Here is a 12,722-nt window from a genome sequence, read left to right as displayed (position 1 = left end):
TCGTTGAACGGGCCAGGTATTCGGTAGCTGCCATGACGTCCATGAGGGGTCTCCTTGCAATCGCTGGTAAGGCCCAGGCCTATCGCCGGACCGTGATTTCGGTATACGCGCCTATGGAGACAAAGTCGCGCCCTGGACAGGCCGGTTTAGGCCGTCTGGGTCCGCGGCGTCGGCATGGGGGTAGGCGTGACCTCTCCGGCGGGAGCGCCGGGCGGCTGGTTCGCCGGTGATGCCGGTGCGCCAGGGACCGGTGAGGGCGATTCCGCGGGCGGTGCGCCCGGTGCCGGCGGTGCGGCGGGCGGTGCCCCTGGAGCGGGCGGAGCGGCGGGCGGGGCACCGGGCGCCGGTGGAGCCGCAGGCGGGGCACCGGGCGCCGGTGGAACGGCGGGCGGTGCGCCCGGAACCGGCGGAGCGGCAGGTGGTGCTCCCAGAGCCCGGATCGACTCGGCCAGTGCCTTGGCCGCGTTCTTGTCCACCGGGTCATTCGCGGTCCCGAGCCACACCACGAACCAGCGTTGCGGCGGCGCATTGTTCGTCGCGGGCGAGCCGATGACGCCGGTCCAGATCTGGCCATTCGGTTTGGCCGGGTCGGCGAACTTGACCTCGTAGTACGACGCGAAGCCGGCAACCCCGTTGGCGTTGAGCGGCGCGGTGTCCTGATTGATCCGGGTTCCGGGATACGGCATGAAGAACTCGCCCATGTCCGAGCCCAGCCGCACCGCGGCCTTCTGGTTAGTGGCTTCGGCGCTCGCGTAGAGCTTTTGGTCCAGCCGGCCGAGCACGATGCGGGTGTCGTTGGCGACCGGTGGCGGCTGTCCGGGCATCGGCGGCTGCCCGGTCGTCTTGCTGAGCAGCGCCGAACCGTAGTCGAGGTGGGATGCGTCGGACTCCACCCAGCCGGGCGGCAGAGCGAAGCTGAAGCCCCCGACAGCGTTGTCGATCCGGCCGGCGTTCGGGTCGGCCGGTGGCGGCTGGGGCGCGTTCGGGTCAGTCGGAGGAGGCGGAGCTTGTCCCTCGGGCGTCGGCGGGGCGCCCGGTGCGGGACTTACCGCGCTGGGCGACGGGGGCGCGGGGGCAGGCTCCGGATCGGCGTTCGAGGGTATCGCGATGGTGACGGCGCTGGCGCTGCTCAGCGCGGCGATCGCCAGGGTCGCCCATAGTCCTTTTCGGCGTGTTGAGTTCGGGTCCACCTGATCCATGGCGACGAACCTACCGTGTTACGGCTGTGAAGCAAGGGAGGCCTGCTGGCGATGCGATGCGGTTACCCCGATGTTGCCGACGGGGTGCTTATCGGTGTGTGCGCCGCGGCGGCGCCGGGTACAGCGCCACTTCGTGGGCTTTGATGCTGAACCACACTCGTTCTCCCGGCGTCAGCCGCAGTTCTGCGGCCGCTTCGACGGTGATTGCCGCGGCCAGGCCGGGCGCGCCGTCGGCCTGTTCCTGACCGCGCACCACGACGTCGGATCCGCGGGTGTCAAGCTCCGCCACGGTCACCTCGACGGTATTGCGCGGGCTGCCGTGCGGCGTGTCCTGATATACGGAAACCGCCGTGGGCGCGAACAGTGCGATCGCGTCCTGCCCCTCGGCCAGCGTGTCGGCCGGCTCCGGGGACGGGGTGCCGTGCAGGTGGACGCCGGCCGGGGTGTGCAACAGGCCGTCCGGGCCGATGGTCCCGGTGACCAGGTTGACGCCGGCAATGCTGGCGCCGAACCGGCTGCGCGGCGCGGCGAGCACCTCGGCGACCGGGCCGATTTCGGAGATCCTGCCGGACTCCAGCACCAGTACCCGATCGGCCAGTGTGAACACATCCAGCAAATCGTGGGTGATCAGCACCACCGCGCAGCCACTGCGGCTGACCACACTGCGCAACACCGCCCGGACGGCCGCCGCCGCGGCGACGTCGAGCCCGGTCAGTGGCTCGTCGAGCAGCAGCACATCGGGTTCGGCCGCCAACGCGCGAGCGATCGCCACCCGCTGGGCCTGACCTCCCGACAGCTGCGGCGGTTTGCGGTCGGCGAACTGCTCGGCGTCCACCTCGCGCAGCCAGCGCAGCGCCGTCAGCTTGTCCTGGCCCCGCTGCTGAGCACCTGCCGAGAAAAACCTGCGGTGGCGGCTGCGCGGCCCGAAGGCCACGTTGGCGGCAACGCTGAGGTGCGGGAACAACAACGGGTCCTGCAGCAGCAGCCCCACCCGGCGGTCGTGGGTCGCCACGTTCACCCCGGTCCCGATGTCGGTCAACACCCGGTCCCCCAACCGCACCATCCCCGAGTCCGGGCGAACCAGCCCGGCGATCACATGCAGCGCGGTGGACTTGCCCGCGCCGTTGGGTCCAAGCACGGCGAGCACCTCCCCCGCGGACACCGAGAACTCGACATCCAGGTGGCGCTCCGCCACGACCGCACGCAGCTGCAACTCGCTCATCGATCGGCTACCTCGTGTCCGTCCCGGTCAGCCGGCGAGTACCCAGACCCAGCACCACCAGCGCCGCCACCGCGACAAGCAGGATCGACAACGCCACCGCCGCGTCCGCGTCGGTCACCCGCTGCAGGTAGATCTCCAGCGGCAGGGTCCGGGTGACGCCCTCCCGGGACCCGGCGAAGGTCAGCGTCGCGCCGAACTCCCCCAGTGACCGGGCGAACGCCAGCACCGTTCCCGACGCGATGCCGGGCAGCAGGAGCGGCAGGGTGACGCGCCACCACACCGTGCTGGGCCGCGCACCCAGCGTCGTCGCCACCATCTCGTAGTCGGTTCCGGCGGTACGGGCGGCCCCTTCCAGGGAAATCACCAGGAACGGCAACGAGACGAACGTCTGTGCCAACACCACGGCGGTGGTACTGAACGCGATGCTCAACCCGGCAATCTCCAGGTACTGGCCGATCAGCCCGAGCCGGCCGAACGCGTACAGCAACGCGATGCCCCCGACCACCGGCGGCAGCACCAGCGGCAGCAGGATCAGCGGCCGCAGCAACCGCACGATCCGCGCCCTGCTGCGTGCCAGCACCAGCGCCATCGGCACCCCCAGCAGCAGGCAGAGCACGGTGCTGGCTGCGGCGGTCTTCAGGCTCAGCAGCAGCGCGGTCCTCGATGAGGTGCTGGTGATCAGCGACCAGAAATGCAGCCAGTCAACCTTGATCGCGATCGCCACCAGCGGCAGCACCACGAACATGGTCCCCACGACGGCGGGGATGTACACCCACCGCGGCAGATCCGTTGGCCGGTGCACGGTCGGCGGTCAGGGCTTGGCGAAACCCGATTGGGCCAGGATCTTCTGACCGGCCTCTGAGGTGACCACGGCGACGAACTTCTGCGCCAGCGTGGCTTGCGCCGACTTCTTGAGCACCGCGATCGGATAGACGTTGACCGCCCCGGCGGCTTCGGGGAAGTTGACGGTCGCCACCTTGTCTTTGGCGCTGCGCGCGTCGGTCACATAGACCAGCGCGGCGTCGGCCTGCCCGGTGGTGACCTTGTTGAGCACATCGGTCACGTTCGATTCCTCACTGACCGGATTGAGGTGCACCCCGGTGGAGTCTTCGACGCGATGGGTCGCCGACCCGCAGGGCACCGGCTTTTGGCAGATCACCACGGACAAGCCCGGCTTGGCGAGGTCGGCGAAGGTGGCGATCTTCTTCGGGTTGCCCGGGGCGGTGACGATGACCAGGGTGTTGGAGGCGAAGTTGGTCGGGTTCCCGGCCAGCAAACCCGCCTTGGCAACCGTATCCATCTGGGCGGTGTCGGCCGACGCGAAGACGTCGGCGGTCGCACCCTGGGTCAGCCGGTTCGCCAGCTCTTGGGAGCCCCCGAATTCGAATGCGACACTGCTGCCTGGATTTTCGGTTTTGAACTGCTCACTGATCTGGGTGAATGCGGGCCGCAGCGAGGCCGCGGCAGACACCACGATCGAGGATGGGGGTGACTTGGGACTGCATGCCAGCAACCCCGCCACCAGTACCATCGAGACGAACCCGGCCAGCACCTCGATCCGACGCATGGGCCAAACCTATCTGGCGCCTATGTCGCGCAAGGAGCGCCCCAATAAAGGCACCGCAAAATAGTTACCCAATTTGTCCGCGCGTCGTCGCGCCAGGTAGTTTCGCCAAATAGCTACTGTCCAGTAACATCACTTGAAGTCGACGCCATAACACGCTGAGATCCCAGGTAATCCGGGGGTTCAACGTTGAACACGAGGAGGTCATGGCAGTGGAGGTGCTGGTCACCGGGGGCGACACCGAGGTTGGGCGGGTCGTCGCCGAAGGCTTCCGCGACGACGGTCACAAAGTAACCCTCGTCGGTGCCCGCCGTGGCGACCTCGAGGTCGTCGCCAAGGAACTCGACGTGGACGCCATCGTCTGCGACACCATGGACCCCGCCAGCCTTGCGGAAGTCCGCGGCCTGTTCCCCCATCACCTGGACACCATCGTCAACCTGCCGGCGCCGCGCTGCGAGGCCGGCGACCCCCGCGCCTACTCGCTGTCCGACACCGCCAACGCGTGGCGCAATGCGCTGGACGCGACGGTGCTGTCGGTGGTGCTGACGGTGCAGGCCGTGGGTGATCACCTGCGTTCCGGCGGCTCGATCGTCAGCGTAGTGGCCGAGAACCCACCGGCTGGCAGCGTCGACGCCGCGATCAAGGCGACACTGGCGAGTTGGGTTACCGGGCAGGCGGAAGTCTTCGGCACCCGCGGGATCACGGTCAACACCGTCGCGTGCGGGCGCAGCGTGCAGCCCGGATACGACGGTCTCTCGCGCACCCCACCGTCCGTGGCGGCCGAGATCGCCCGGCTGGCGCTGTTCCTCACCACCCCTGCCGCCCGCCACATCACCGGCCAGACACTGCACGTCAGCCACGGCGCGCTGGCTCAATTCGCCTGAGCCCCTAGGGGCCTGGTGTGAACCACCGGGCGGATCGCTACGGTTGAGAGCGTGGCTATTCGGCTTGGTTATCAGATTCCTAATTTCTCCTACGGCACCGGGGTAGAGAAACTCTTCCCCACGGTAATCGCGCAGGCGCGTGAGGCCGAATCGGCTGGATTCGACTCGGTCTTCGTGATGGACCACTTCTACCAGCTTCCGGCGTTGGGCTCGCCCGACCAGCCGATGCTCGAGGCATATACGGCGCTGGGCGCGCTGGCGACCGCCACCGAGCGCGTGCAGCTGGGCACTTTGGTGACCGGCAACACGTACCGGAACCCGACGCTGCTGGCCAAGGCGATCACCACGCTGGACGTGGTGAGCGCGGGCCGGGCGATCCTGGGCATGGGCGCCGGCTGGTTCGAACTCGAACACGATCAACTCGGGTTCGAATTCGGTACTTTCACCGATCGGTTCAACCGGCTCAACGAGGCGCTGGAGATCATTCTGCCGATGATCAAGGGCGAGCGACCGACCTTCTCGGGCAAGTGGTACCGCGCCAAGGAGGCGATGGCCAATCCGCGCTATCGCGACCACATTCCGCTGATGATCGGCGGCAGCGGTGAAAAGAAGACGATCCCGCTCGCCGCACGGCACTTCGATCACCTCAATGTGATCACCGGGTTCGACCAGCTGCCCCGCAAGGTGCAGGTCGTGCGGCAGCAGTGCGAAGAGATCGGCCGCGACCCGGCGACGCTGGAAACCAGCACGCTGTTCACCGTGCTGCTCGACGACAGCGCCAAACCCGACCAGCTTCCGCCTGAGCAGGCCCAGCGACTGGTGGTCGGCAGCGCCGAGTCGGTCGCCGAGCAGATCAAGACCAAGGTGCTCGACGCGGGCATCGGCGGCGTGATCATCAACATGCCCTTCTACACGCCCGGCGCGGTCAGCGCGGTCGCAGAGGCGCTGCGCCCGCTGGTCGGCCTGTAGCCGGGCACACCGCGCGGCCCTGTGTGGCTGATTACACAGGCTTTTCACCTGTGTTTCGGGCTGTCGGTTTGACTACCCTTGAGTATCGGAGCAGCTAACTGCAGTCCAACGTCAATGGAGCCTCGTCAGGAGCAGCGGTTCATGAGTCCCCAGCAAGAAGCCCCAGCTGAACCGAAGCGTCGGCACCAGGTCGTCATCATCGGGTCAGGGTTCGGCGGACTCACCGCGGCAAAGAAGCTCAAGCGCGCCGACGTCGACATCAAACTGATCGCCCGCACCACCCATCACCTGTTCCAGCCGTTGCTGTACCAGGTGGCCACCGGGATCATCTCCGAGGGGGAAATCGCGCCGCCCACCCGCGTTGTACTGCGCAAGCAGCGCAATGCCCAGGTGCTGCTGGGCAACGTCACCCACATCGACCTGGCAAACCAGCGCGTCATCTCGGAGTTGCTCGGCCACACCTACGAAACCCCGTTCGACAGCCTGATCGTTGCCGCCGGCGCCGGTCAGTCCTACTTCGGCAACGACCATTTCGCCGAATTCGCGCCGGGTATGAAATCCATCGACGATGCCCTGGAGCTGCGCGGCCGGATCCTGAGCGCCTTCGAACAGGCCGAACGGTCCAACGATCCGGAACGACGCAAGAAGCTGCTGACCTTCGTCGTCGTCGGCGCCGGCCCCACGGGCGTCGAAATGGCCGGGCAGATCGCCGAATTGGCGGAATACACCCTGAAGGGCGCGTTCCGGCACATCGACTCGACCAAGGCCCGGGTGGTCCTGCTCGACGCCGCCCCCGCGGTGCTGCCGCCGTTTGGCGAGAAGCTCGGCGAGCGGGCGGCGGCACGGCTGGAGAAGCTGGGCGTCGAGATCCAGCTGGGTGCGATGGTCACCGACGTGGACCGCAACGGCATCACGGTCAAGGATTCCGACGGCACCGAGCGACGCATCGAGTCGGCGTGCAAGGTCTGGTCCGCCGGTGTCCAGGCCAGCCGACTGGGCAGGGATCTCGCCGAGCAGTCCGACGCGGAGCTCGACCGGGCCGGACGCGTCCAGGTCCTGCCCGACCTGTCCATTCCCGGCCACCCCAATGTCTTCGTCATCGGCGACATGGCCGCCGTCGAAGGCGTGCCCGGGGTCGCGCAGGGCGCCATTCAGGGCGCCAAGTACGTCGCGACGGCGATCAAAGCCGAACTCGAGGGAGCCGACCCCACCCAGCGCGAGCCGTTCCAGTACTTCGACAAGGGCTCGATGGCCACGGTGTCGCGGTTTTCCGCGGTGGCGAAGATCGGCCCGCTCGAGTTCAGCGGCTTCATCGCCTGGCTGATCTGGCTGGTCCTGCACTTGGTCTACCTGGTCGGGTTCAAGACCAAGATCACCACGCTGCTGTCCTGGACCGTCACGTTCCTGAGCACTCGGCGCGGCCAGCTGACCATCACCGATCAGCAGGCCTTCGCCCGAACCCGCCTCGAACAGCTGGCCGAGCTGGCCGCCGAGGCGCAGGGCTCAAACACCGACAGAGTCGCGAGCTAACCCGCACGCTGCTTTGACCGGCTTTTCGTCCTTATCACCCACATTCGGCGAGTCGAGGCGGGCGCTGCGCTGCTGCAGCGGAAGGATCGATCAGCGTGACCACGCCCTCGCGACCCGGACGCGGTACCCGGGCCGGCTAATCGCCGGCAATTGATTTTGGCGGCCGCAGCAGAGTTGTTTCGCACCCGCGGATATGAACACGTCTCGATGAGCGACATCGCCGACGCGGTGGCGGTGAACGCCTCCGCCTTGTACCGGCATTTCCCGGGGAAGCAGCAGCTGCTCAAGGCGGTGGTGTTCGACGGGCTCGCCGCCATCAGGAGGCAGCTGCCCGACATCGACCTGACCGACCCCGCCGCCTCGTTGCCGATGTTGGCCGAGGTGATGATCGCGAACCGCCACGTGGGAATCCTGTGGGACCGAGAGGCGCGTCATCTGCCCACGCAGGATCAAGCCGAGCTTCGGGCAGAGATCGATGGCGCGGCCAGCCGACTCGCAACCGCTGTCGCGGCGGCGCGACCCGAGCTGACCGCCGCGGCCGCCGATCTGATCGCCTGGATTCTCCTCGCCCTGGGCTGCCGGCCAATAATCGGCTTTGGCAATCGGTGGCGGCTCAGGGGTCCTACGGTAAACGGGTGTGTTGGCAGGTCTTTCGGGTTGAAACAGATCTAATCGAGGAGAACGAACATGCCCGGTGGTAAACCGAACATTCTGGTTATTTGGGGTGACGACATCGGTATTACGAACCTGAGCTGCTACAGCCGCGGGATGATGGGATACCGCACTCCCAACATCGACCGGATCGCCGACGAGGGGATGCTGTTCACCGATTCCTACGGTGAGCAGAGCTGCACCGCGGGGCGATCGTCGTTCATCACCGGACAAAGCGTGTACCGCACTGGCCTGAGCAAGGTGGGCATGCCCGGCGCCGACATCGGCCTACAGGCGGAGGATGCCACCATCGCCGAGCTGCTCAAGCCGCTCGGCTATGCCACCGGGCAGTTCGGCAAAAACCACCTCGGGGACCTCAACAAGTTCCTGCCCACCGCGCACGGCTTCGACGAGTTCTTCGGCAACCTGTATCACCTCAACGCCGAGGAAGAACCGGAAAACCCCGACTACCCCACCGAGGAAGAAGCCCCGCTGCTGCGCGCCGCTCTGCTGCCGCGCGGCGTCATCCATTCCTGGGCCACCGACGAGGACAGCGGCGAGGTCGACGAACGCTACGGGCCGGTCGGCAAGCAGCGCATCGAAGACACCGGCCCTTTGACGGCCAAGCGCATGGAAACCATCGACGACGAAACGGTCGGGGCCTGCGTCGAGTTCATCAAGCGCCAACACGACTCGCAGACACCGTTTTTCGTGTGGATGAACACCACCCACATGCATCTGTACACGCACACCAAGCCGGACAGCCTGGGACAGGCCGGCCGCTGGCAGTCGCCGTATCACGACACGATGATCGACCACGACAAACACGTCGGGCGGCTGCTGGACGCCCTCGACGAACTGGGTATCGCCGAAGACACCATCGTGATCTACAGCACCGACAACGGCCCCCATGCGAACTCCTGGCCCGACGCGGGTACCACCCCGTTTCGCAGTGAGAAGAACACCAACTGGGAAGGCGCCTTCCGGGTGCCCGAGCTGATCCGCTGGCCCGGCAAGATCCCGGCCCGCGCGGTCTCCAACGAGATTGTCCAGCATCATGATTGGCTGCCCACATTTTTGGCGGCCGCGGGTGACCCCGACATCGTCGAGAAACTGAAGTCAGGTCACACCGCCGGCGACAAGGAGTTCAGGGTTCATATCGACGGCTACAACCTGCTGCCGTACTTGACCGGTGAAGTCGAAAAATGCCCGCGCCGAGGCATGGTGTATTTCTCCGACGACGGCGACGTCCTGGCCCTGCGGGCGGAGAACTGGAAGCTGGTGTTCATGGAGCAGCGCTGCCCCGGCACCCTCATGGTGTGGGCCGAACCGTTCGTGGAACTGCGGGTGCCCAAACTGTTCAACCTGCGGACCGACCCGTTCGAAAAGGCGGACTTCACGTCGAACTCCTACTTTGATTGGCTGCTGGTCCGTGCCTTCCTGGTCATCTACGGGCAGGCGGTCGCCACCCAGTTCCTGGAGACCTTCGAGGAGTTCCCACCCCGTCAGGGGGCTGCGTCGTTCACGATCAACAAGGCAGTCGAAAAGCTCAACCGATTCCTGGCCACCCGGGGCGACTGAGAACACGCTCAGGCGTCGCTGGACTGCGCCTCGAGGTTCTGCAGCCGCACCTGACCTCGGGCCACCACTCGGTCGTTGTCATCGGTGATGGTGACCAACCAGAGCTGTTGACGCCGACCGCGATGGATCGGTTCGGCGGCGCCGTACACCATGCCGGAGCTGATGGAACGCAGGAAGTCCGTGTTGTTGTTGACGCCTACCACGTGCCCGCCGCCGCGCGTGGCCAGCCAGGTGTAGCCGGCCACGCTGGCCATGCTCTCGACCATCGAGCAGTACACCCCGCCGTGCACCAGCCCCATCGGCTGTAACAGCTTCGGCGTCACCTGCAGCTGCGCGCGGGCGCAGTCGGGGGTGAGCTCGGTGAACTGCAGCCCCAACTCGCCGTCGAACGACGAAGTGTATTCCGACTGGATGGTCGTGTCTGAGGGCACGCTCATGTGTCTACACCATCGTCGGACCCGTGTTGGTGGGGTTCGAAATCGAGGCGAGGAAACAGGCGAGCCCCGTGCAACCAAGGCACGGGGCTCGCCGATCGAGTAGACCGGGGGTCGCTGCAGCCCTCAGGACTCTGCCGCGGTCATGGTAGCTCGACCGAGGTCCAGCATAGGCAAGGCTGCCCTAATTTTGCAAGGGTTGTGCGGGTAATGTCGGCTGCGTGTCGGGCTGGGGACCTCGGGTGAGTGTTGTTACCGGGGTCACACAATTACGGAGCGTGCCTGCTGACAACGTCGCACGCGTGGCGCGGCCGGGCCTGGCATACGACGATCGGTAGTAAGCCGGAGTACGCTGAATTTAATGCTATTGGCGCAGATGGAGCTAAACGAACTATGGCCAAGCTGACGCGGCTGGGCGATCTGGAACGCACTGTGATGGATCACTTGTGGTCCACCCCGGAACCCCAAACCGTTCGCCAGGTCCACGAGGCGTTGTCCGCGCGACGCGACCTTGCCTACACCACCGTGATGACAGTGCTGCAACGGTTGGCCAAGAAGAATCTTGTCTCGCAGATCCGCGACGACCGGGCCCACAGGTACGCGCCCGTGCATGGCCGCGACGAACTGGTCGCCGGCCTCATGGTTGATGCGCTCGCCCAGGCCGAGGACTCCGGGGACAGGCAGGCCGCGCTGGTGCATTTCGTCGAGCGGGTAGGTGCAGACGAGGCCGACGCACTTCGCCGGGCACTCGCGGAACTGGAAGCCAATCAACGCAATACGCCATCTGCTGGCGCAGGGGCGGAGGACAAGGGAGACTAGCAGCGTGTCAGCGCTGGCCTTCACCATCCTTGCGGTGCTGCTGGTCGGTCCGATACCGGCCCTGGTAGCCCGCGCGAAGTGGCCGTTGCGCGCCCCGCGCGCCGCGATGGTCTTGTGGCAGGCCATCGCCCTGGCCGCGGTGTTCTCGGCATTCAGCGCCGGCATCGCGATCGCCAGCCGGCTGCTGATGCCCGGCCCGGACGGGCGGCCCACCGCCAGGGTCCTGGACGCCGAGGGACGGCTGGGCTGGCCGCTGTGGGCGGCCTACATCGCCGTCTTGGCGCTGACCGTGCTGGTGGGTGTGCGGTTGATGCTCGCCGTGATTCGGGTGGCCATCGCGACCCGGCGGCGCCGGGCCCACCACCGCATGGTGGTCGATCTCGTCGGGGTCGGACACGATGCGGCCCTTGCCCAGCCCTGCGCCCGCACTCGCGACCTGCGCGTCCTGGACGTCGCGCAGCCGCTCGCCTACTGCCTGCCCGGTGTGCGCAGCCGGGTGGTGGTCAGCGAAGGCACGCTGAACACGCTCAACGACGCGGAAGTGGCCGCGATCCTCACCCACGAGCGAGCCCACCTGCGCGCCCGCCACGACTTGGTCCTGGAAGCTTTCACCGCGGTGCATGCCGCCTTCCCGCGGCTGGTGCGCAGCTCCAACGCGCTGAGCTCGGTGCAGCTGCTCGCCGAGTTGCTGGCCGATGACGCCGCGGTGCGCGCCGCGGGACGCGGTCCCCTGGCCCGGGCGCTGGTCGCCTGCGCGTCCGGGCGGGCGCCGTCGGGTGCGCTGGCCGCGGGTGGTCCCAGCACGGTGCTGCGGGTACGCCGGCTCTCCGGGCGGGGTAACAGCCTGCTGCTGTCGGTGGCCGTATACCTGGCCGCGGCGGCCGTGCTGGTGGTGCCCACCATCGCGCTGGCGGTGCCGTGGCTCATCGAGCTGCAGCGCCTGTTCACTGTTTAGTGTCGTAGTTCGGCGTCGGGGCCAAACACCGCAGAGCGCCCGCGCGGCGGCTGTGCCACAGTGTTTCCGAACAGCTTTGGAGAAAGCTTGAGCATCCAACTGAGAGGCGAAGACATGAGTGCCCCAGATTCGCAGGAATCGAAGACCGCCACCGCCCAGATCGGCGTCACCGGCCTGGCCGTGATGGGTTCCAATCTCGCCCGCAATTTCGCTCACCACGGCTACACCGTGGCGCTGCACAACCGGTCCATCGCCAAGACCGATGCACTGCTCGACGAGCACCGCTCGGAAGGCAACTTCGTTCGCAGTGAGACGATCCCCGAATTCCTTGCGGCACTGGAAAAGCCTCGCCGGGTGATCATCATGGTCAAAGCCGGTGACCCCACCGACGCCGTCATCAACGAACTCGCCGACGCGATGGAAGAAGGCGACATCATCATCGACGGCGGCAACGCGCTGTACACCGACACCATCCGTCGGGAGAAGGCGATGCGCGAGCGGGGCCTGCACTTCGTCGGCGCCGGCATCTCCGGCGGCGAGGAGGGCGCGCTGAACGGGCCGTCGATCATGCCCGGCGGCCCGGCCGAGTCGTACAAGTCGCTGGGTCCGCTGCTCGAAGAGATCTCCGCGCACGTCGACGGTGTGCCGTGCTGCACCCACATCGGCCCCGACGGCTCCGGCCACTTCGTGAAGATGGTCCACAACGGCATCGAGTATTCCGATATGCAGCTGATCGGCGAGGCCTACCAGCTGCTGCGCGACGGCCTCGGCAAGACCGCACCCGAGATCGCCGACGTCTTCGCCGAATGGAACAAGGGCGACCTGGACAGCTACCTGATCGAGATCACCGCCGAGGTGCTGCGCCAGACCGACGCCAAGACGGGAAAGCCGCTGGTCGACGTGATCCTCGACGA

Annotated in this window: 13 protein-coding genes; 8 read left to right on the top strand and 5 right to left on the bottom strand. The window is 66.9% G+C overall.

Annotation, left to right across the window (positions count from 1 at the left end; translation table 11 throughout):
• Positions 1-146: 146 nt before the first annotated feature.
• The 4 genes from VML93_RS30835 to modA form a co-directional block, all read right to left on the bottom strand.
• Positions 147-1,199: an APA family fibronectin-binding glycoprotein gene (locus tag VML93_RS30835; protein WP_325616414.1), complete on the bottom strand. Its 1,053-nt coding sequence runs from the start codon at positions 1,197-1,199 to the stop codon at positions 147-149.
• Positions 1,200-1,287: 88 nt separating this feature from the next.
• Complete coding sequence (locus tag VML93_RS30830) at positions 1,288-2,421, bottom strand: sulfate/molybdate ABC transporter ATP-binding protein (protein WP_325616413.1); 1,134 nt, start codon at positions 2,419-2,421, stop codon at positions 1,288-1,290.
• A 7-nt stretch (positions 2,422-2,428) separates the two neighbouring features.
• Complete coding sequence (locus tag VML93_RS30825) at positions 2,429-3,223, bottom strand: ABC transporter permease (protein WP_325616411.1); 795 nt, start codon at positions 3,221-3,223, stop codon at positions 2,429-2,431.
• Between the two features lie 9 nt (positions 3,224-3,232).
• Positions 3,233-3,988, bottom strand: coding sequence for a molybdate ABC transporter substrate-binding protein (gene modA, locus VML93_RS30820; RefSeq protein ID WP_325616409.1), 756 nt, complete (start codon positions 3,986-3,988; stop codon positions 3,233-3,235).
• A gap of 203 nt (positions 3,989-4,191) precedes the next feature.
• On the opposite strand from modA, the gene VML93_RS30815 reads away from it, so the two are divergent.
• The 5 genes from VML93_RS30815 to VML93_RS30795 all read left to right on the top strand — a co-directional run bounded on the left by VML93_RS30815 (position 4,192) and on the right by VML93_RS30795 (position 9,600).
• Positions 4,192-4,869 (top strand): SDR family oxidoreductase, encoded by a 678-nt coding sequence (locus VML93_RS30815; protein ID WP_325616407.1) that lies wholly within the window; start codon positions 4,192-4,194, stop codon positions 4,867-4,869.
• A 51-nt stretch (positions 4,870-4,920) separates the two neighbouring features.
• Entirely contained in the window at positions 4,921-5,838 is a 918-nt protein-coding gene (locus VML93_RS30810; RefSeq protein ID WP_325616405.1) for an LLM class F420-dependent oxidoreductase, read from the top strand.
• A gap of 141 nt (positions 5,839-5,979) precedes the next feature.
• The gene (locus VML93_RS30805) at positions 5,980-7,368 is read left to right on the top strand and encodes an NAD(P)/FAD-dependent oxidoreductase (RefSeq protein WP_325616403.1); all 1,389 of its coding nucleotides are present in this window, start codon (positions 5,980-5,982) and stop codon (positions 7,366-7,368) included.
• A gap of 150 nt (positions 7,369-7,518) precedes the next feature.
• On the top strand, positions 7,519-8,040 hold the full coding sequence (locus tag VML93_RS30800) for a helix-turn-helix domain-containing protein (RefSeq protein WP_325616401.1): 522 nt from the start codon (positions 7,519-7,521) through the stop codon (positions 8,038-8,040).
• Between the two features lie 15 nt (positions 8,041-8,055).
• Positions 8,056-9,600 (top strand): arylsulfatase, encoded by a 1,545-nt coding sequence (locus tag VML93_RS30795; protein WP_325616399.1) that lies wholly within the window; start codon positions 8,056-8,058, stop codon positions 9,598-9,600.
• 8 nt (positions 9,601-9,608) lie between these two features.
• On the opposite strand, the gene VML93_RS30790 is transcribed toward VML93_RS30795, so the two are convergent.
• Positions 9,609-10,037 (bottom strand): PaaI family thioesterase, encoded by a 429-nt coding sequence (locus VML93_RS30790; protein WP_325616397.1) that lies wholly within the window; start codon positions 10,035-10,037, stop codon positions 9,609-9,611.
• 390 nt (positions 10,038-10,427) lie between these two features.
• On the opposite strand from VML93_RS30790, the gene VML93_RS30785 reads away from it, so the two are divergent.
• The 3 genes from VML93_RS30785 to gndA form a co-directional block, all read left to right on the top strand.
• Complete coding sequence (locus VML93_RS30785) at positions 10,428-10,853, top strand: BlaI/MecI/CopY family transcriptional regulator (protein ID WP_325616395.1); 426 nt, start codon at positions 10,428-10,430, stop codon at positions 10,851-10,853.
• A gap of 4 nt (positions 10,854-10,857) precedes the next feature.
• Positions 10,858-11,808, top strand: coding sequence for a M56 family metallopeptidase (locus VML93_RS30780; protein ID WP_325616393.1), 951 nt, complete (start codon positions 10,858-10,860; stop codon positions 11,806-11,808).
• Between the two features lie 114 nt (positions 11,809-11,922).
• On the top strand, positions 11,923-12,722 hold an 800-nt coding region (gndA, locus tag VML93_RS30775), incomplete at its 3' end, for an NADP-dependent phosphogluconate dehydrogenase (protein WP_325616392.1).

The organism is Mycobacterium sp., assembly GCF_035499775.1.
Classification (GTDB): domain Bacteria; phylum Actinomycetota; class Actinomycetes; order Mycobacteriales; family Mycobacteriaceae; genus Mycobacterium.
This window is presented reverse-complemented; position numbering and strand designations above follow the sequence as displayed.

Bases quoted from the DNA above. Each gene is read 5' to 3' on its own strand.
- VML93_RS30835 (WP_325616414.1), bottom strand. From the start codon at position 1,199: ATGGATCAGGTGGACCCGAACTCAACACGCCGAAAAGGACTATGGGCG.
- VML93_RS30830 (WP_325616413.1), bottom strand. From the start codon at position 2,421: ATGAGCGAGTTGCAGCTGCGTGCGGTCGTGGCGGAGCGCCACCTGGAT.
- modA (WP_325616409.1), bottom strand. From the start codon at position 3,988: ATGCGTCGGATCGAGGTGCTGGCCGGGTTCGTCTCGATGGTACTGGTG.
- VML93_RS30815 (WP_325616407.1), top strand. From the start codon at position 4,192: ATGGCAGTGGAGGTGCTGGTCACCGGGGGCGACACCGAGGTTGGGCGG.
- VML93_RS30805 (WP_325616403.1), top strand. From the start codon at position 5,980: ATGAGTCCCCAGCAAGAAGCCCCAGCTGAACCGAAGCGTCGGCACCAG.
- VML93_RS30795 (WP_325616399.1), top strand. From the start codon at position 8,056: ATGCCCGGTGGTAAACCGAACATTCTGGTTATTTGGGGTGACGACATC.
- VML93_RS30790 (WP_325616397.1), bottom strand. From the start codon at position 10,037: ATGAGCGTGCCCTCAGACACGACCATCCAGTCGGAATACACTTCGTCG.
- VML93_RS30785 (WP_325616395.1), top strand. From the start codon at position 10,428: ATGGCCAAGCTGACGCGGCTGGGCGATCTGGAACGCACTGTGATGGAT.